Here is an 18,962-nt window from a genome sequence, read left to right as displayed (position 1 = left end):
CACGGACTTTGTGCGCCTTTCCGTGCCCACACTTCGGGGCTGTTCGTCAAGTGCGAGATCGACAACATTCAAAGGGATTGAATGCGCCCGGAATGGTGCCGAAAGAATGCTAGGTTGAGCCTCGTCCCGAGTCCGGATCGCGTGCCGTTTCGGCACCCTGGCCTCGGATTGCACAGCGAGTGTTCCGTTTCATCAGACTCCGTTCACTCTTTCTTTTCCCCGATTGCGACACCGGTATTTCATGCCTGTTCCGTGGTCGGGGGCAATGTTTCCTGCCCACTCCCTGGAGTACTTGATTCATGTCTGCTGAGAGCGTGACCGCTGTTGCCCCCGCGGGGCCGGATACGTCCGGCTCCTCGCCCGGAGGCCGGCATCTGGGCCTGGCTCTTTTCGTGATCGCCGCGGCCCAGCTGATGGTCGTCCTGGACGCCACGATCACCAATATCGCCCTGCCCGCCATCCAGACCGACCTGGGCATGTCCGACGCGAACCTCGCGTGGGTCGTCAACTCCTACGCGCTGGCCTTCGGCGGCCTGCTCCTGCTCGGCGGGAAGGCGGGTGACCTGTTCGGGCGGCGGAAGATGTTCCAGGTGGGCATCGCCGTCTTCACGCTCGCGTCCCTGCTGGGCGGACTGGCCCCGAACGAGGGGCTGTTGATCGGCGCGCGCATCCTGCAGGGCGTCGGCGCCGCGCTCGCCGCGCCCAGCGCCCTGGCGCTGATCACCACGACGTTCCCGGCCGGCAGGTCGCGCAACACCGCGATGGGCGTGTACGCGGCGATGGGCGGCGTCGGCGCCACGGTCGGCCTGCTGCTCGGCGGCGCGCTCACCGACGTCCTGGACTGGCGCTGGGTGTTCTTCGTGAACATCCCTATCGGCCTGGCCGTCCTGGCGGGCACCCGCACCCTGGTCGAGGCGGAGCGCCACCCCGGCCGCCTGGACGTCCCCGGCGCGATCACCGGCACCGGCGGTCTGATCGCCCTGGTCTACGGCATCACCCGGGGCGGTGAACACGGCTGGACGGACGGCCTCACCCTCGCCTCCTTCGCCGCCGCGGCCGTACTGCTGGTCGCCTTCCTGTTCCTGCAGGGCCGCACCGCAGACCCGATGATGCCGCTGCGCCTCTTCAAGGACCGCACCCGGTCGGGCAGTTACGCCACCATGCTGTTCATCGGCGCGGGCATGTTCGCCACGTTCTACTTCCTGACCCTCTACATGCAGCTGATCCTCGGCTACAGCCCCATCAGGACCGGCTTCGCCTACCTGCCGTTCAGCTTCGGCATGGCGACGGCCGCGGGCATCAGCTCCAAGCTGGTCGCGCGTCTCGCGCCGCGCCTGATCGCCGGACCGGGCCTGCTGGTCGCGGCTGTGGGCATGTTCTGGTTCGCCACCCTGGAGCCGGACTCCTCCTATGCCGCGCATCTGATGCCGGCGATGTTCGTGACCGCCCTGGGCCTGGGCATGAGCTTCGTCCCGATGACGCTCGGGGCGGTCAGCGGTGTCTCCCACCAGGACACCGGTGTCGCCTCCGCACTGCTCAACACCGCCCAGCAGATCGGTGGCGCGCTGGGCCTCGCCGTCCTGTCGACGATCTCGACCTCCGCGGCCGACGACAAGCTGCCCGAGGCGGCCGGTTCCCTTTACCGGGGCCTGGCCACCAAGGACTTCGCCCTGGTGGCGAAGGCGGGGGACGCGCTGACCCACGGCTACACGATGGCCTTCGTCGCCGCGGCGGCCATGTTCCTGGCCGGTCTGCTCGTCACCGCGTTCGCCATCGACGCGGGCAAGCAGCAGCACTCCGAGGGCGCCAGCCCGGTTCACATGGGCTGAGCGTCCGCTCGAACGGGCTCCCAGGGCCCGGAACTCTCCCCGGCCATTCCCGCCCCGAGGCCCGTCAGCCGACGCGGTCCGCTATCACCCGTGTGATCTCTCGGGTGATGCGCACGATGCCGGGGGAGCGGACCGGGCAGGGCTTCGGTGTGGACGTGGTCGGCGCCAGGCAGAAGTGCAGATAGTCGTCGTTGCGGTGGAGGGCGGTGCGGTCGCGGTCCGGCTCGGTGCAGTACGACGGATGCTCGCGCTCGTACGCGGTGCACGGCAGATACTGCGCCCACGTGTAGCGGGCCGTCGCCGGACTCACCGTCCTCCCGGCATCGGCGAGCAGGTCGTGGGAGGCCGCGGCCCGTGCCTCGTAGAGCGCGTTCACGGTCCGGACCCGGTCGGGGGTGATCGGGTCCGGACCCTGCGTCACCCAGACGATCCGGGGCCGTTGCGCGCCGCCCGCGTCCGCGATCTGCTCGGTCAGCCGCTTCATGTCCGCCTCGTACCGCTTGAAGTACGTGGCCGGTTGCTTGTCGTACGTGACGCCGTCCATGCAGGGCGTGTAGCCCCAGGAGTTGCCCCAGAACTGGAGCACCACGAAGTCCGGCCGCAGCGAGCGCACCAGCGCCGCCGCCTTGTCCGCGGGCGGTACGAGGGATCGCTTCCCGGTCCCCTCCAGGTAGTCGCAGAGGGTGGTGCCGGAGTAGGGGGCGCTCGTGTAGCGGGCGTTCACCTTCTCGCGCAGCGACTGCCCGAGCACCTTCTGGCTCTCCATGGCGAGCGAGTCCCCGAGGTAGACGACGGTGGGCGCCGCCTTCGCCAGTGCGTTCGCCGGCGTGGAAGCCGTGGGTGAGGTGGCGGGGCGCTGGCGGGTGGTCGTGGTCGGTGACCGAGCGGCCGTGGGCAACGCGGGATCCGGCGGCGACTGCTCCGGGCCCGACGCGGGATCCCCGCACGCGCCGAGCAGCAGCCCGGCCAACAGCACCCCCACGATCCACGGCCTCCGCATGAAGCACCTCCCGCCCCGCCCGCCGAAAGGGCTCCCCAGGCAAGCACAGCGGGGCAGAAGGGGGAAGACGTACGTCGGCCACGGCGGCGTCGGGCTTCAGCCCGGGTGGCGGCGGCGGATGCGGGCGGCCAGCAGCGCCACGTCGTCCTCCGCGTGCCGGGCGTCGAGCCATACGAGGACCGCGTCCAGCGCCTCGTCGACACCCGTCCCGGGCGGCAGTCGCAGCCCGGCCAGCCGGGCGAGCGAGACATCGATGTCCTCGCCGCGCCGCTCCACCAGACCGTCGGTGAACATCACCAGGGTGTCCTCCGGAGCGAGTGCGCGGGTCGCCGCCTCGTAGCCGCCCACGCCGGTGCCCAGCGGCGGACCGACCGGCACCTGCAGCAGCTCCCCGCTGCCGTCCCCGGCGAACACCACCGGCGGCAGATGCCCGGCGCTGGCCAGCGTGGCCGTGCCGCGGGTCGGGTCGACCTGGACGAGCAGACAGGTCGCCGGACGCCGGACGCCGTCCTCGGCGACGGCCGAGTCCAGGCGGCGCAGCACCCGGTGCGGCGGCAGATCCGTCGAGGCGACATAGCGCAGCATCGAGCGGTAGGCGTTCATGTCCACGGCCGCGTCCAGCCCGTGCCCCATGACGTCGCCCACCGCCAGCAGGGTGCGCCCGAAGTGCAGCCGCACGGTCTCGAACCAGTCCCCGCCCACCAGGACGCTGCCGCCGGAGGGCAGATAGCGGGTGGCGAGGTCGAGGTTGGGATGCGGGCGGCCCGGTTCGGCCAGCAGTGCCCGCTGCAGGGAGAGCACCGTACCGCGTACGGCGTCGTGCTGCCGCGAGTGACCGAGGTGGACGGCCGCGAGCCGGGCCGCGTAGTGCGTGACGGCGGTGCTCCGGTCGCTGAGGGCCGGTCCGTGGCGGATGGCCAGCAGCACCCCGTAGAGGCGGCCGTGCGCCAGCAGTGGCACGGTCATGAGCTGCCGGGGGACCGTGCCGGACAGGTCGAGCGACGCCGTGACGGGCTGCCCCTCGTCGAGGGCCTGGACGGACAGCGGGCGGGCGCCGTGCGCGGCCCAGGGTGTGAGCAGCTCGTCGCGGCCACCGGTGGCGACGCGGGTCAGGTCGGGCTCCTGGGTGTACCGGGCGTCGGGCTCGTGCGTGTACTGAGCGGCCGGCACGTCGGTGGGCAGCAGGTCCACCGCGGCGGCGTCGCAGACCTCCCTGCACACGAACTCCGCGAGCTCCTCGCAGGTGGTCCGCTCGTCCAGGGTGGTGCCGATCGCCTCGACGGCGTCCTCCATCGCGGCGAACGACGCCCCCACCCCCGTAGCGTCCTCACCGCCTCGGCCCGTCATGGCACCTCCTCCACCGCACACACCTCTGGGGTCCATCCACGCACGCGCGCCATGGGCCCGCATGCTCAGGTGCGCGGCGGAAGGTCGTTCACCAGCACGGCCGCCCCGTCGAAGCGGCCGGCCTTGAGATCCCGCAGCGCCCGCTGTGCCTCGGACAGCGGGTAGGTGTGCGTCGTGGCGCGTACGCCGTGGCGGGCCGCCAGCGCCAGGAAGTCCCGCCCGTTCCGGCGGGTGTTGGAGGTGACGCTGCGCAGCTCCTTCTCGTAGAACAGTTCGCTCTCGTAGTGCAGCGGCGGGGTGTCGCTCAGATGAATCCCGGCGACCGACAGGATCCCGCCCCGGTCGAGGGCCCGCAGCGCCACCGGGACCAGGTCGCCGACCGGCGCGAACAGGATCGCGCTGTCCAGCGGCTCGGGAGGCTCGTCGTACGCGTCGCGGGCGGAGGCGGCCCCGAGTTCCAGCGCGAGCCGGCGCGCGGCCGGCTCACGCGTCAGTACGTGCACGGTGGCGCCCTGTGCGACGGCCAGCTGCGCGCAGAGATGGGCGCTGCCGCCGAACCCGTACAGTCCCAGCCGTCCGCCCGCCGGCAGCGCGGCCCGCAGCAGCGCGCGGTAGCCGATGATGCCCGCGCACAGCAGCGGCGCCAGCGCGACGTCGTCCACCTCGTGGGGCAGCCGGTAGGCGAAGGCGGCCGGAACGGTCGTGTACTCCGCGTAGCCGCCGTCGGCGTCCCAGCCGGTGTACTCCGAGGCCGGACAGAGGTTCTCGGACCCGCGCGCGCAGTACCCGCACGTGCCGTCCGTGCGCCGCAGCCAGGCGACGCCCACCCGGTCGCCGACCGCGTGGTCGAGCACGTCCCCGCCCGTCGCCGTGACCACGCCGACCACCTCGTGGCCGGGTGTCACCCGCGGCCGCCGCACCGGCAGGTCGCCCTCGCTGACGTGCAGGTCGGTGCGGCACACCCCGCAGGCCCGCACATGGACCAGGAGCTCGTCGGCCCCCGGTACCGGCACGGGCCGCTCGACGAAACGCAGCGGCTCCCCCTCGATCGGCCCGGGCCGGGCCACTTCCCACGCGTGCATCATCCCGTGTCCCCGTCCCGTCGACGACCACCCGAGCCCACCCTCCAGTGTCGTCCAGGGCGCCCCGCTCGGCGCGCGGCCCGGACGGAGGCTGGCTAGCGTGACACGGGTATGAGACGACAGCCGCCGAGCCAGGAAGAGTGGAACGCCATGGCCGTACAGCCCGAGGGGACGCCCTGCTGGGCGGACGCGATGTTCAGCGATGTCGAGGGAGCGAAGAGTTTCTACGGTGACGTGCTCGGCTGGACGTTCGGCGAGGCGTCCTCGGAGTACGGCAACTACACCCAGGCTTACGCGAACGGCAAGGCGGTCGCCGCCGTCGTCCCGCCGATGCCCGGCCAGGAGGGCCAGTCCGCCTGGTGCCTGTACCTCGCGTCGCCCGACGCCGACGCGACAGCCCAGAAGATCCGGGCCGATGACGGCGAGGTACTGATGGAGCCGATGCAGGTCGGCGACTTCGGCACGATGGCGATCGCCCGAGACCCGAGCGGGGTCGTCTTCGGCGTATGGCAGGCCGGCAGGCACGAGGGCTTCGAGGCCCGGGGCGTGCCCGGTGCGTACTGCTGGGCCGAGGTCTTCACCCGCGACCCCGACAAGTCGGACGCCTTCTTCTCGGCCGTCTTCGGGTACCGCATGAAGCAGCTGGACGACGCCGCGATCGACTTCAGGCTGTACGACCTCGGCGGGGAACCGGTCCTCGGCCGGATGCGGATGACGGACGACTTCCCGCCCGAGGTCCCGGCGTACCTCAACGTGTACTTCACCGTCGAGGACTGCGACGCCGCGGTCGCGAAGGCCACCGAGCGGGGCGCGATTCTTCGCTTCGGGCCGATGAGCAGCCCCTTCGGCCGGTTCGCCGCGCTCAGCGACCCGCAGGGCGCGGCGTTCTCCGTGATCGACGTCAAGACGACCGAGGGCGCGATGCCCCGGACGACCGACGTGTCCTGAAGGGACGGCGGAACCCCGGAGAATGGCGGAATTCCTCCGAGGCGGACCGGGGCCCTTTCCTCCGGGGCAACCATGCGCATGCGGTGCTCGTCCTTTCTTGTGGTTGCGGCACGTTCGAACGGCCGAACCCCCCACAAGGATTGCGAGCGAAAGAGATCCCATGCTCCGCATTCACTTCACTTCGGACGACCTGCAGAACATTCGAGTGGCCCGGCAGCCTGATCCCCTGTGGGAACTGATGTGCAGTGTCTGCCGTCTGGAAACCGGCCAGGGACCGCTGGAATTCGGACATTGGCGTCGCTCGGCACGGCAACGATTCTCCGGTGACTCGAACCTGGGCCGCGCACTGCGCCCGCTGCGCGCACTGATTCCGGCCACCGGCTACATTCCGGACTTCCTCACCCCGCCGGTCACCGGCGGCGGTCTGTCCGCCGGACTCGACCAGCTGCTGCGCACACCACGCGTGCAGCTGGTCCGCGAACTGACGCGGCTGGCCGAGTCGCGCCCCGTCCCGAACTGGGCCGCCTCGCTGGGCAGACCGGGCAGCGACGCGCTCAAGGTGCTGGCGAACTCCCTGGGGATCTACTTCCGCGGTCTGCTGGAGCCGCACTGGCCGCACATCCGCACGGCGGTGGGCAACGATGTCGGGGTGCGCGCCAGGGTGCTCCTCGACGGCGGCACCCAGGCGCTGCTGGCGAGCCTGCGCCCGGTCGCACGCTGGAACGCCCCGGTGCTCGAAGTGGACTATCCCGTTCAGCGCGACCTGTATCTGGAGGGCCGCGGGCTCCTCCTGGTGCCGTCCTATTTCTGTTGGCGCAGGCCGACCGCGCTGGCGGACCCGGGCCTCGACCCTGTGCTCGTCTACCCGGTGGCGAAGGCTCCGCTCACCGTCGCGGACGGTACGGACGACGGGGTCGAGCGTCTGCTCGGCCGTACCCGGGCCGCCGTACTGACCGAGGTCGCCGGACAGAGTGCCCGCACCACCTCAGAGGTGGCCGGGGCCGTCGGGATCGCCCTGCCCAGCGCCAGCTACCAGATCGGTGTGCTGCGCGACGGGGGACTGGTCGCCAGCCATCGCGACGGCAAGTACGTCCTGCACACGGCGACGCCGCTGGGCCTGCGGTTGCTGGGCAACGGTCCCCGGATCCGGGAGAGCGGGCCCCGGCCCGTGCGGGGAGCCGCCGCAGGACCGTGGCATGATCGGGGGCATGCTTGAACGTGTGGTGGCCGCCTGTGACGGGGCTTCGAAGGGAAACCCGGGACCGGCCGGATGGGCGTGGGTCGTGGCCGACGGCGCGGAGACGCCGACCCGCTGGGAAGCGGGACCGCTGGGCACGGCGACGAACAACGTCGCCGAACTCACCGCGCTGGAGCGCCTGTTGACGGCGATCGCGCCGGATGTCCCGTTGGAGATCCGGATGGACTCCCAGTACGCGATGAAGGCCGTCACGACCTGGCTGCCCGGCTGGAAGCGCAAGGGCTGGAAGACCGCCGCCGGGAAGCCCGTCGCCAACCAGGAACTGGTCGCCCGCATCGACGAACTCCTCGACGGCCGCACCGTTGAGTTCCGTTACGTCCCCGCCCACCAGGTCGACGGCGACCGTCTGAACGACTTCGCCGACCGCGCGGCGAGCCAGGCCGCCATCGTCCAGCAGCCCGCGGGCAGCGAACTCGGCTCCCCGGAGCCCCCGCCGTCCCCCGACACCCCGGCCCCCTCGGGCGCCGGCCGCCGCCGCTCCACGGCCACCGCCTCCGCCAAGGCACCCCGACAGGGTGCGTCGGCCCGTACGATCAAGGCCAAGTTCCCGGGCCGCTGCGTCTGCGGCCGCTCCTACGCGGCGGGTGAGTCCATCGCCAAGAACGGCCAGGGCTGGGGACACCCCGAGTGCCGTACGGCAGAGCCGAGCAACGCCTAGTACTTTCCCTGTACCCGCCCTCCTTCGGGGGCTGTCCGCCCGCGGGCGACTTCCGGCGGCGGGCGACGTACGGCCGGGCCCGGTCGCCCCGCCCCGAGGAGGGGTAGCCGGGACCGGACCTGAGAACGCGCGGTCAGACGGTGTCGAAGGTGTAGAACGCCGTGTGGTCCAGCAGGTCCGCCGGTCTCACGTCGTTCCACGGCTTCATGGTCTCGTCGAGGTCCACGACGTCGGGGGTGCCGGCGAGCGGCACGTAGCCGGAAGCGGGGTGGCGGCGCTGCCAGTCGGCCCAGAGCTTGTCTATGTAGGCGTGGTGCAGCCAGAACACGGGGTCGTTGGGGGAGACACCGGTGGCCATCTGGCCGCCGACCCACACGTGCACCCGGTTGTGGAGGTTGACGCCGCGCCAGCCCTCGAGGTGATTGCGGAAGCCGTCCGAGGAACTGTTCCAGGGCGCCATGTCGTACGTCGCCATGGCGAGCACGGAGTCCACCTCCGCGCGGGTCGGCAGCTCACGGGCGCCGCCGCCGAGTGAACGCCGTAGGTACGTACGGCCGTCGACGCGTACGATGATCGGCCAGTCGCCCGCGGAGGCCGCGAAGGGGCCGTCCATCACCCGGCCGTCCAGGCTGCGCCCGGTGCCGCCGAGGAAGTCGGGCGCCCAGAGGGTGGAACGGGGCGAGCGGTCGGTGCTCCAGTCCCAGTAGGGGAGGGTGACGGAGGCGTCCACGGACTGCAGCGCCCGCTCGAACTCCAGCAGGAATCTGCGGTGCCAGGGCAGGAAGGAGGGCGAACGGTGGCCCGTCCGTTCGCCGTTGTCCGTGTCGCCGAGGATGAAGGCGTTGTGCGTCGTGACGAGGGCGTCGTACCGGCCACTGCGCTTGAGCTGGAGGAGCGCGTCGACGAAGCGCCGCTTCTCGTCGGCGGTCAGGTTCGCCTGGTTCTTGCGTACGGTCATGTGCGGGACTCCACGGTGTGCTGAGGGGGCTGGGTCACTGCTGGGGCATGCCGAGGGGGACGAGGGGCGCCCCCTGCAGTTCCACCACCGCGGCGCGGGCGGCGGCGCGCGGGGTGGGTACCGGGTCGTAGTGGCCGACGACGCTGATCCAGCTGCCGTCGGCGTTTCGCATCACGTGCAGCTCCATTCCGTCGATGAACACGGCGTACCCGGCGCCGTGTTCGTGGTGGTGACCGCCGTCGGTGGCGGCACGGCCCGTGATGCGACGGCCCCGGTAGACCTCGTCGAAGGCCTCCGGTCCGCCGTGGTGTCCGGTGTCCGCGGCCCTGGCCACGGCGACGGTCTGGGTGCCGGCCGCGGCGGCGAGGGCGGCCGCGGCCCCGAGGGCACGGCGACGGGTGAGTTCCGGCATGTGAAGACCTCCTGCGATCAAGCCCGTGTCGATGACCCGGTATGCCTATCGGGTCGCCGGAGAGCGGGAGAAATCGCCGGATGTCGGTTGGCCGCGATCAGGACAATTAAGTAAATGTCGTGCAAGGTTGAACGAAGATGATCTTGTTGCGTGGACTGTCCGCGCTCGACCGGAAGGCGGAATTCCTCCGGCGGGCGGATGTTCTGCCGATGATCTTCCCGGGGTGGCCGGTGGAGGGTGGCGCGGCTCACGCCCGCAAGGTGACGCGAACCGCGGGGGTCGCGCCCGAGACCTGGACCGGTCTCGGGCGCGACCGTGCGGCCGGGCAATTGGAGGTGCTGCGCCGGTAGCGGCCCCCGGAGGCAGGGTGCCGATTGAGTGAATAGCAATTCACCAGCTATGGTGAATTGCTATTCACCCCCTTCTCCGCGCCGGCTTCTGGAGAGTTCATGGTGGCACTGCGTGACCGACTGACGGTCCCGGTTCTCGCGCTCGGCGGGAGCCTCATGGCCGTCATGCAGGTGGTGGTGGTGCCGCTGCTGCCCGAACTGCCGCGGCTGACGGGCGCGTCGGCGGGCGCCGTGTCCTGGATGGTGACGGCGACGCTGCTGACCGGAGCGGTGCTCAACCCCGTGCTGGGCCGCGCCGGCGACATGTACGGCAAGAAGAAGGTGCTGCTGATCGCCCTCGGGATGATGACGGTCGGCTCGCTCATGTGCGCCCTCACGTCCGACATCCGCATCCTCATCGCGGCCCGCGCCCTACAGGGGGCCGCGGCCGCCGTCGTACCGTTGTCGATCAGCCTCCTGCGGGACGAACTGCCGCCCGAGCGCACGGGTTCCGCGGTGGCGCTGATGAGTTCCACCGTCGGCATCGGCGCCGCCCTCGGCCTCCCCATCGCCGCGATAGTGGTCGAGTACGCCAGCTGGCACGTCATGTTCTGGGGAACGACCGTGATCGGCGCCCTCGGCACGATGCTGGCCTGGTGGGCGGTGCGTGAGTCGCCCGTCCGTGAGCCGGGCCGTTTCGACATGACCGGCGCGCTGGGCCTGGCCCTGGGGCTCTCCTGTCTGCTGCTGGGGGTGTCACAGGGGGGTCAGTGGGGCTGGACCAGCCCCCGGATCCTCGGCCTTTTCGTCGGGAGTGTCTGCGTCCTCGGCCTGTGGTGGGCGCAGCAACTGCGCGCCGAACGGCCCCTGGTCGACCTGAAGCTGGCCACCAGCCCACGGGTCGCTCTGCCCCATGTGGCCGCGCTCCTGACGGGCTTCGCCTTCTACGCCAACTCCCTGGTGACGGCGCAGCTGGTGCAGGCGCCCAAGGCGACCGGGTACGGCCTGGGGCTGTCCATCGTGGCGACGGGCCTGGTCCTGTTGCCCGGCGGGGTGACCATGCTGTTGCTCTCGTCGGTATCGGCGCGTCTCTCGGCGGCCCGCGGCGCCCGCGTGACACTGGCCATCGGCACCCTGGTCATCGCCGTCGGCTACGGCATACGCATCATCGACAGCCACAGTCTGGTGGTGATCATGCTGGGCTCCACGGTCTGCGCGACAGGCACGACGTTCGCCTACTCGGCACTGCCCACCCTCATCCTGCGCGCCGTGCCCGCCGGGCAGACCGCGTCCGCGAACGGTGTCAACGTGCTGATGCGTACCGTCGGACAGGCCGTGAGCAGTGCCGCCGTCGCCGCCATCCTGATCCACCACACCAGCCTGCTCGGCGGTCTCCCGATACCCACGCTGCACGGCTATCTGCTGGCCTTCGCCCTGGCGGGTACGGTCGCAGTGGTGGCCTGTGCCGCCGCCCTCGTCATACCCGCCGACCCCACTGTACGAGACACCCGACGGGCCTCCAGCAGTTCGGAGGAACCCCGGGACGAGGCGTTCGAAGGAGCCTGAGCACCGTGTCCACTCCGCCCCCCGGCCTCAGCGCGACCCCGATCGCCCCACCGCGTCGCGACGCCGAGGCCACGAAGGCGGCCATCCTCCGCGCGGCCCGGCATCTCATGGCCCGGCACGCCCACGCGGACATCACGCTCAAGGCGATCGCCGACCGGGCGGGGGTGAGCGCACCGCTGATCCTCAAGTACTTCGGGAACAAGGACGCGCTCTTCGGCCGTGTGATGTCCTTCGAGACGGATGCAGCCGCCCTCCTCGACGCACCCCTGGACGACCTCGGCCCCCACATGGTCCGCCAGGTGCTGGTGGGCCAGACCGAGCGCGGAGCCGACCCCATCCTGCGGATCATCTTCGCCCCGCGCCAGGGCGATCAGGGCGACGTCATGCGCGCCAACTTCCGCACCCAGGTCAGCGACCGCCTCGCCCTCCGTCTGACCGGCCCCGACGCGGACCTGCGCGCCGAACTCGCCGTCGCCACCCTGCTCGGTCTCGGCGCCATGTACGGCATCGCGCGCGGCACCCGGCTGCGTGCGACCGCGATCGAGGACATCGTCGGCCGGTACGGCCCCACCGTCCAGGCACTGCTGACGCCGTGAGGCGAGGGGCGCAGCCGGACAGGAACGCCCGCCCCCGTCTCGGTGGCGCCCGTCTCAGTTCACGCCGTCCGGGCGGAACTGGACGCTGATCCGCGGTCCCGCCGCCCGTGCCGTCTTGGGAATGGCGTGCTCCCAGGTGCGCTGGCAGGAGCCGCCCATCACGATCAGGTCGCCGTGTCCGAGTGGGCGCCGTACGGTCTGGCCACCGCGTCGCGGGCGCAGCAGCAGGTCGCGCGGGGCGCCCACGGAGAGGATCGCGACCATGGTGTCCTCCCGTGCGCCCCGGCCGATCCGATCCCCGTGCCAGGCCACGCTGTCACGGCCGTCCCGGTAGTAGCACAGGCCCGCGGTGGTGAACGGCTCGCCCAGCTCACGGGCGTAGTACGTGGACAGCGCCCCCCGTGCCTCGTCGAGGATCGGGTGCGGCAGTGTGTCGCCCGCCCGGTAGTAGGCGAGCAGCCTCGGTACGTCCACCATGTGCTCGTACATCTGCCGCCGCTCCGCCCGCCACGGCACCTCGTCGACGAGCCGTGCGAACAGTGCGTCGGCGCCGCTGAGCCACCCAGGCAACAGGTCGATCCAGGCCCCGTCGCCCAGGACGGTCCTGCGCATCGCGTTCAACTGACTGAGGTGGAGCTCGTCGGTCTGGTCGAACAGCGAGCCCTGGAGGTGCGTGGACATGCGTCCAGCGTACTCCGTATTCGAATATACGTTCCATTGCGGCCTCAGATTCCGGCGGCGGCCGTGTCGGCTTCCGTGAGGACCGCGTGGATGACGTGCTCGGCGTTGGCGGCGATCACCGGATTGGTGACGCGGTAGAACGGGAGCTGGATGAGCGCCATGGACAGAGCCCAGCCGCGCCCCCGCGCCCAGCCGGCGTCGTCGGCGCCCGCCGCCTGCCGGAAGGTGTCCCGGGCCTCGGCGGGGAGGAGGTTCCAGGCCGGGATGAGGTCGCAGGCCGGGTCGCCGATGCCGACGGTGCCGAAGTCCAGCACGGCGTCGAGTCGGCCCCCGCGGGTGAGCAGATTGCCGGGCATCAGGTCGGAGTGGACCCACATAGGCGGTCCGGTCCACGCGGGCGCGGCGAGCGCCGTCTCCCAGGCGGCCGTGGCGGCCGCCGTGTCGATCGTGCCGCGCAACTCGTCGAGCGCGGCTCGTGTCATGGCGTCGACGGTCGACAGGGGCACGCCCCGGTAGGCGGTCGGCCCGTCGGGCAGCCGGACCCGGCGCAGTGCGGCGACGAAGGCGCCGAGGTCGGCGGCCAGGGAGAGCGGGTCGGTGAGACGGCCGGCGCACGGGGGTTCACCGTCGAGCCAGCGCTGCACCATCCAGGGCCATGGGTAGCCCTCGCCGGGTGTGCCGGTGGCGAGGATCTCGGGAACGGCGGCCGGGAGCAGCGGAGCGAGCCGCGGCACCCAGTGCGCCTCCTTGCCCACGTCCTCGGCGCCCCCTTCGATCCGGGGGAGGCGTACGGCCAGGTCGTCGCCGAGCCGGTAGAGGGCATTGACGGTACCCGCCGACGGGAAGCGCTTCAGGGGCAGTTCGGCCCATCGGGGGAACTGCGCGGCCAGCAGTCGTCGCACGAGCGAGTCGTCGATAGGGAACTCGCCGGGACGCATCGGGCCTTCGGGGATCGTTCGCGCTTCTGGTTCTCTGTCTGACACGGGGCCCAACTATGCCTGTGACGAAGGCGGTTCGCGCTTCTTTTTCGCGGCAGGCAACCTGGTGCGTGCCGTCGCCGTCTTGATCAGCAACGGGTGGGCGGCGTGACGACCGCAGTGGGCATGGATTCCCGAGTGGAAATCCAGCGCACTATACGCTCCGTGTATAGATGTTGTGTATACGTGAGGCGTACAGCCGAGTCGCCGGACATCGCCGATCCGTGACAGCCAGCCGATCGAAAGGGATCCATGTACGGCAAGGCCTTCGCCCCGGAGTACCAGGGCGCTTTGACCACCCTGTCCGTGAACTCCTCGCTGACCGATGTCCTGGCGGCGGGTACCGAGCAGCTGCGCGCGGCCGAACGCGTGGGCGCCCGCGCCGAGGCGGCCCGCTCGGGACTGGCGGTCGCCGAGGCGCACCGCAGGCTCGGGCAGGTGGCCGACGCCGACCGGGCGTGGAAGGCGAGCTACCGCACCGCCCGCGAGGCCGGGGACACCGGCGCCATGGCGTGGGCGCTGTGGAGCGGCGGCACCCTGGCCCGCCAGCGCGGGGCGTTCCCGCTGGCCTGGCGGCTGCTGCGACTGGCCGCCGAACTCGGCAAGCAGGCCGGGGACGTCGTCGTACGCGGCTACTCCCTGGCGGGCCTGGCGGAGACCGGCCGCATCCAGGGCGACTACGCCGCCGTGACCGCCCTGCACGAACAACTGCTGGCCGAGGCCCGCAAGCGGGGCGAGGCCCGCCACACCGTGTGGGCCCTGGAGGGCATCGCACAGATACACCGCAACACCGGCGCCTACGACACCGCGTACGCCATGTTCGAGGAAGCGGCCGAGATCGCCGCGCGCGCCGAGGACCGGCGCGGCCACGCCTGGGCCCTGCGCGGCCTTGCGGACATCGTCTCCGTACGCGACGGGGACCCGGACCGCGCGCTGGCACTGCTGAGCGAGGCGGAGGTGTCCTGTCGTGCGATGAACCTGTCCGGGGCGCTCGCCTACAACCACAAGATGCGCGGCAACGTCCTCTACCGAGCCGGGCGTTACGCGGGGGCCCGGGACGTCTACGCGCAGGCACTGGCCGAGTTCGAGGCGATGAGCGAGCCGCGCGGCCGGGCACTGTCCCGGCTCGGGCTGGTCAAGTCCCTGGCTCGGCTCGGCCGCGACGGCGCCGAGACCGCCGCCGAACTCGCCGAACTGGCACGGGCTTTGGAGGGAATCGGACTGCGGCACGCCCGGGAGATGGTCGAACGGGCCCGGACCGAACTCGGCCTCACCCCGGCGAACGACACGGACGCGGAGGCCTCCCGATGACCTTTCCCCGTACGGTCCTGCAGGCACCGCCCGCCGCCCCGGAGATCCTGGCGCGCTGCCGCGAACTGGTCGCCCCGGCCCTCGCGGGGGCGATCGACGGGCTGCACCCCTGGGTGGCGGAGATGGCCGGTTACGCGCTGGGCCGCTGCGAGGTCGGCGGCGCCCCCGCGACCCACCGCCAGGGCAAGGGCGTACGACAGGCACTCGCCCTACTGGGGGCCGAGGCGGCCGGAGGCTCCGCCGAGGCGGGCGTGCCGGGCGCGGTGGCGGTGGAGCTGCTCCACACCTTCTCCCTCCTGCACGACGACATCATGGACGGCGACGCACTGCGCCGCGGCCGCCCCGCCGTGTGGAAGGCGTACGGCACCGGCCCGGCCGTTCTCGCCGGTGACGCGCTCTTCGCCCTGGCGGTCGAGACCCTCACGGTGGAGCCCGCGAGTCCCCACGCCGCGGCGGCTGTCGGGCGGTTGACGAGAGCCTCGCGCGACCTGGTCCGTGGTCAGGCCGACGACCTGCTGTTCGCCCACCGCCCGTGGACCGGCCCGGACGCGGTGAGTGCGGGGGAGTACGAGGCGATGGCGGAGCACAAGACCGGTGCCCTGCTCGGCTGCGCGCTGGCCCTCGGGGCCGAACTGGCGGACGCGCCGAGGGAGACGACCGCCGCCCTGGACCGCGCCGGACGGCATCTCGGGGTGGCCTTCCAGATCGCCGACGACCTGCTGGGCATCTGGGGCGATCCGGCTGCCACCGGGAAACCGGTGCAGGGTGATCTGCGGCAGGGGAAGAAGACCCTCCCGGTGCTCGCCGCCCTCGCCGCGCCGGGCCGCTCCGCACTCGCCGAACTCCTCACCTCCACCGCGGTCCTGGAAGGCAGCGCCGTAGGCCGGGCGGCGACCCTCGTCGAGCGGGCCGGTGGCCGCTCGACGGCCCTGCGTGCGGCGGGTCGGCATCTCACCGCGGCGGACACCCTGCTGGCGGGCGCTTCCCTGGCTCCACGTCCCGCCGCGGACCTGCGCACTCTCCTCTCCTCCCTCGCGCACCGCACGATCTGACAGCCGCTCGCCTCCGGCTCCGCCCGCTCCGGGCCGGAGGCGCTGCGACCTCGGTCACATGTGCGGGTCGGTGGACCTCGTCAGGCAACCACCGCGCCTCTCGTCGCATCTGTCGGGAGGGCCCGAGGGCCCCCACGGCGTCCAACAGCGCTGTGCCTCAGGGCGGTCGGCGACCACGGCCGCCCCCGTTCCAAGGAACTCAGTGCGCAGACCCCACATACGCCGCGTGGCGATCGCCGTCGCGGTGACGACGGCGGCCACGCTTCCGATGGGCCCCGCCTTCGCCTCGCCCGACTCGCCCGCCCGCGCCGCGACTTCGGCCTCCTCGCCGGTGGAGGCCGCCCGGGCCGCCGCGTTCGCCCACGCCTCGGCCACCGGTGTCGGCCCGGGTGACACCCTGCGGGCCACGGACGTCATGACGGACCCGGACGGCAAGCAGCACGTCCGCTTCGTCCGCAGCCACCAGGGGCTCCCGGTGCTCGGCGGCGACCTGGTCGTCCACCTCGGCAAGCGGTCCGCCTACCTGGGGGTGACCCGGGCCGCCGACCACGTCGTCAAACCGGCCACGACCGAGGCGAAGCTGACGCCCGAACAGGCTGAGCAGAAGGCCGCCACGGTCGCCCAGGGCGATGCGGGCAGCGCCGAACTCGTCGTCGACGCCCGTGACGGAGCCGCCGCTCTCGCCTACCAGGTGCAGGTGACGGACAGCGACACCACCGAGGCCGGCGGCTCCCGCACGGTCGTCGTGGACGCGCGGAGCGGCCGGATCCGCAGCAACACCCCCGACAGCGACGAGTTCATCTCGCCGCACCTGGAGAAGACGCTGCGCGAGAAGGGCGAGACGGCGAGCCCGGTGACGGGCGTGGCCACCCAGTCGTCCAGCCTGTTCGGTGCGACGACGGCCGCCCGCTACCCGGTCAAGGCCACCGGCAGCGGCACCTCTCTCTTCGCCGGCAAGGTGACGCTCACCACCACCCGGACCGCGCGCACCAGCTTCCTCCTCAAGGACCCCACCCGGTGGAACACCGAGACCCGGGACGCCAAGGGCAGGGAACTGGAAGCCTTCTCGGGCGGCACGAAGTTCACCAGCACCACCAACAAGTGGGGCACCGGCACCACCGCCAACCGGACCACCGCCGCGGTCGACGCCCAGTACGGCATCACCCAGACGCTGGACTTCTACAAGAAGACCTTGGGCCGCAAGGGCATCAAGAACAACAGCACCGGCGCCCGCGCGATGGTGCACTTCGGCCGCAAGGTCGGCAACGCCTTCTGGGACTCGACGTGCGGCTGCATGCTCTACGGTGACGGTGACGGCGACATGTTCAAGAAGCCGCTGGTCGTCCTCGACGTCACCGGCCACGAGCTGACCCACGGCGTCGTCGACGCGACTGCCGCGCTCGAACCCACCCGGGTGGACGCGGACGGCAACCAGTACGGCGAGCCGGGCGCCCTCAACGAGTCCCTCGCCGACATCTTCGGGTCCAACGTCGAGTTCTCCGCCAACAACCCGAAGAACCCGCCCAACTACCTCATGGGCGAGAAGCTGGGCCTCGCCCAGAAGTTCCTGCGCCGCCTCGACCACCCCTCCCTGGACAAGCTGGAGGGCACCATCGACTACTGGTCGCCCGCGGCCTACGACACCGAGGTGCACGCCGGCTCCGGGGTCTCCTCGCACGCGTACTACCTGCTTGCCGAGGGCAGTGGCCGCAAGACGATCGGCGGCGTGAAGTACGACTCGCCGACGTACGACGGATCGCAGGTGACCGGCGTCGGACGCGCCAAGGCGACCGCGATCTTCTACCGCGCGCTGACCCGCTACATGGTCTCGACGACCGACTTCCACGACGCGCGGACCGCGACCCTCAAGGCCGCCGCCGACATGTACGGGGCGACCAGCATCGAGTACCGGACGGTGGACACGGCGTGGGCCGCCGTCAATGTCACCGCCGCCAACACCCCGGCCGCCGGGCGCTGACGGACAGCACGAGAAGAAGGGGCCCCGCCGCCGGGGCGCTGTTGGCGAGTCCATTCGGTGATGTCGGTCCGACCTTGTGGGTGCCAGATACCGTGAACACTTAACCGCTTAAGTGTTCACGGTTCCCGAGGCGGGTGTCCCCGGCGGACTCGCCAACAGCATCCGCCGGGCGGGGCCCTTTCGCCGTTCCCCCGGCGTCAGTGCTGCTGTGCCTTCTGCGGAGTCGCCTCACTCGGCCGTACGACGACCACGCCGTCGCCCTCCAGCTTCAGCTGCACGGCCTCGCCCGAGCCGCCGCGGATCATCGAGCCGATCGACTGGGAGCGGTGCAGTGAGGTGTGGAGCTGCGCGGTCCAGCCGACGACCGCGTCCGTGTCGACGTACACCGGCTGCTGCGGCGAGACGGGGATGACCAGCGGGTTGCCCTCACAGATCAGCCCGAGTCTGCCGTGGCCCGTGAAGACGCTGTTGAACAGGCCGCCGCCGGTGATGCCCGCGCCCTTCACGGTCTTTATCTCGTACGCCAGCGTGGAGTCGAAGCACAGGACGTTGCGCCCGTTGACGGTGAACACGTCACCCGGCTCGATGTCGATGAGGAAACAGTTCTGCGCCTCGTGCGCGAACCAGGCCTCGCCCTGCCCGCGCACCGTCATCAAGGGCAGTCCCTCGCCGGTGACCGCCCGCTTGAGCATGCCACCCACGCCCTGGCCCTTGCGCTCGAACTGCAGATTGCCCCGGTAGGCGATCATCGCCCCCTGGCGCGCGAGCATGTCGCCGTTGACGGCGTACTTGATCGACTTGGCGTTCTGGATGGTCATGCCCGGCGCTACGGCGGGCTGCACCATGTGGTCACTGGAAAAGAGATCACCCTTCATGCGGGCATCTTGGCCCGGAGGGCTTGGTTCCGCCAAGATCGCTGACATGACGGGGACAGTTGTGGGGCGGTGGCGGGCACCGGGAACGCGCGAGGGCCGGTCCGG

Annotated in this window: 18 protein-coding genes; 10 read left to right on the top strand and 8 right to left on the bottom strand. The window is 71.5% G+C overall.

Translation table 11 applies throughout. The features are described 5' to 3' along the window. Positions 1-299: 299 nt before the first annotated feature. A complete protein-coding gene (locus tag OG819_RS38515; protein WP_266632985.1) occupies positions 300-1,829 on the top strand; it encodes an MFS transporter in 1,530 nt (509 codons plus the stop codon). Between the two features lie 64 nt (positions 1,830-1,893). Here OG819_RS38515 and OG819_RS38510 read toward each other — a convergent pair whose 3' ends face one another. From OG819_RS38510 to OG819_RS38500, 3 genes are all read right to left on the bottom strand, one after another. Then, positions 1,894-2,829, bottom strand: coding sequence for an SGNH/GDSL hydrolase family protein (locus OG819_RS38510; RefSeq protein ID WP_266653736.1), 936 nt, complete (start codon positions 2,827-2,829; stop codon positions 1,894-1,896). A gap of 96 nt (positions 2,830-2,925) precedes the next feature. Then, on the bottom strand, positions 2,926-4,176 hold the full coding sequence (locus OG819_RS38505) for a GAF domain-containing SpoIIE family protein phosphatase (RefSeq protein ID WP_266653734.1): 1,251 nt from the start codon (positions 4,174-4,176) through the stop codon (positions 2,926-2,928). A gap of 65 nt (positions 4,177-4,241) precedes the next feature. After that, positions 4,242-5,258: a zinc-binding alcohol dehydrogenase family protein gene (locus OG819_RS38500; protein ID WP_266635051.1), complete on the bottom strand. Its 1,017-nt coding sequence runs from the start codon at positions 5,256-5,258 to the stop codon at positions 4,242-4,244. A gap of 150 nt (positions 5,259-5,408) precedes the next feature. On the opposite strand from OG819_RS38500, the gene OG819_RS38495 reads away from it, so the two are divergent. The 3 genes from OG819_RS38495 to OG819_RS38485 all read left to right on the top strand — a co-directional run bounded on the left by OG819_RS38495 (position 5,409) and on the right by OG819_RS38485 (position 8,122). Further along, on the top strand, positions 5,409-6,206 hold the full coding sequence (locus tag OG819_RS38495) for a VOC family protein (protein WP_266635053.1): 798 nt from the start codon (positions 5,409-5,411) through the stop codon (positions 6,204-6,206). Positions 6,207-6,366: 160 nt separating this feature from the next. Continuing rightward, positions 6,367-7,422 (top strand): helix-turn-helix domain-containing protein, encoded by a 1,056-nt coding sequence (locus tag OG819_RS38490; protein ID WP_266632991.1) that lies wholly within the window; start codon positions 6,367-6,369, stop codon positions 7,420-7,422. Then, the gene (locus OG819_RS38485; RefSeq protein WP_266632993.1) at positions 7,403-8,122 is read left to right on the top strand and encodes a ribonuclease H; all 720 of its coding nucleotides are present in this window, start codon (positions 7,403-7,405) and stop codon (positions 8,120-8,122) included. The genes OG819_RS38490 and OG819_RS38485 overlap by 20 nt, the downstream gene beginning before the upstream one ends. A gap of 133 nt (positions 8,123-8,255) precedes the next feature. On the opposite strand, the gene OG819_RS38480 is transcribed toward OG819_RS38485, so the two are convergent. Further along, a complete protein-coding gene (locus tag OG819_RS38480; RefSeq protein WP_266653732.1) occupies positions 8,256-9,080 on the bottom strand; it encodes a tyrosinase family protein in 825 nt (274 codons plus the stop codon). 34 nt (positions 9,081-9,114) lie between these two features. Next, positions 9,115-9,492 (bottom strand): tyrosinase cofactor, encoded by a 378-nt coding sequence (locus tag OG819_RS38475; protein WP_266632997.1) that lies wholly within the window; start codon positions 9,490-9,492, stop codon positions 9,115-9,117. Positions 9,493-9,629: 137 nt separating this feature from the next. Here OG819_RS38475 and OG819_RS38470 point away from each other — a divergent pair, with 137 nt between their 5' ends. From OG819_RS38470 to OG819_RS38460, 3 genes are all read left to right on the top strand, one after another. Then, positions 9,630-9,842 carry a hypothetical protein gene (locus OG819_RS38470; protein ID WP_266632999.1) on the top strand — a complete coding sequence of 71 codons (213 nt, stop codon included), beginning with the start codon at positions 9,630-9,632 and terminating at the stop codon, positions 9,840-9,842. 99 nt (positions 9,843-9,941) lie between these two features. Beyond that, complete coding sequence (locus tag OG819_RS38465; protein ID WP_266633001.1) at positions 9,942-11,387, top strand: MFS transporter; 1,446 nt, start codon at positions 9,942-9,944, stop codon at positions 11,385-11,387. Beyond that, complete coding sequence (locus tag OG819_RS38460) at positions 11,384-11,983, top strand: TetR family transcriptional regulator (protein ID WP_266655475.1); 600 nt, start codon at positions 11,384-11,386, stop codon at positions 11,981-11,983. The genes OG819_RS38465 and OG819_RS38460 overlap by 4 nt, the downstream gene beginning before the upstream one ends. A gap of 54 nt (positions 11,984-12,037) precedes the next feature. On the opposite strand, the gene OG819_RS38455 is transcribed toward OG819_RS38460, so the two are convergent. Both OG819_RS38455 and OG819_RS38450 read right to left on the bottom strand, forming a co-directional pair. Further along, a complete protein-coding gene (locus OG819_RS38455; RefSeq protein WP_266633003.1) occupies positions 12,038-12,664 on the bottom strand; it encodes an alpha-ketoglutarate-dependent dioxygenase AlkB in 627 nt (208 codons plus the stop codon). Positions 12,665-12,708: 44 nt separating this feature from the next. Continuing rightward, the gene (locus OG819_RS38450) at positions 12,709-13,602 is read right to left on the bottom strand and encodes an aminoglycoside phosphotransferase family protein (RefSeq protein ID WP_266635057.1); all 894 of its coding nucleotides are present in this window, start codon (positions 13,600-13,602) and stop codon (positions 12,709-12,711) included. A 291-nt stretch (positions 13,603-13,893) separates the two neighbouring features. On the opposite strand from OG819_RS38450, the gene OG819_RS38445 reads away from it, so the two are divergent. The 3 genes from OG819_RS38445 (at position 13,894) to OG819_RS38435 (ending at position 17,982) form a co-directional block, all read left to right on the top strand. Then, positions 13,894-14,952 carry a tetratricopeptide repeat protein gene (locus tag OG819_RS38445; protein WP_266653730.1) on the top strand — a complete coding sequence of 353 codons (1,059 nt, stop codon included), beginning with the start codon at positions 13,894-13,896 and terminating at the stop codon, positions 14,950-14,952. After that, positions 14,949-16,004, top strand: a complete 1,056-nt coding sequence (locus OG819_RS38440; RefSeq protein WP_266653728.1) for a polyprenyl synthetase family protein — start codon at positions 14,949-14,951, stop codon at positions 16,002-16,004. Before OG819_RS38445 ends, OG819_RS38440 begins: the two co-directional genes overlap by 4 nt. A 202-nt stretch (positions 16,005-16,206) precedes the next feature. Then, entirely contained in the window at positions 16,207-17,982 is a 1,776-nt protein-coding gene (locus tag OG819_RS38435; protein WP_266653725.1) for a M4 family metallopeptidase, read from the top strand. A gap of 197 nt (positions 17,983-18,179) precedes the next feature. Here OG819_RS38435 and OG819_RS38430 read toward each other — a convergent pair whose 3' ends face one another. Continuing rightward, positions 18,180-18,857 (bottom strand): AIM24 family protein, encoded by a 678-nt coding sequence (locus OG819_RS38430; protein WP_266425022.1) that lies wholly within the window; start codon positions 18,855-18,857, stop codon positions 18,180-18,182. Positions 18,858-18,962 lie beyond the last annotated feature (105 nt).

It is taken from the genome of Streptomyces sp. NBC_01549, from assembly GCF_026339955.1.
In the GTDB taxonomy this organism is placed as follows: Bacteria; Actinomycetota; Actinomycetes; order Streptomycetales; family Streptomycetaceae; genus Streptomyces.
The sequence above is the reverse complement of the archived record's forward strand: the minus strand, read 5'-3'. Positions and strand labels throughout refer to the sequence as shown.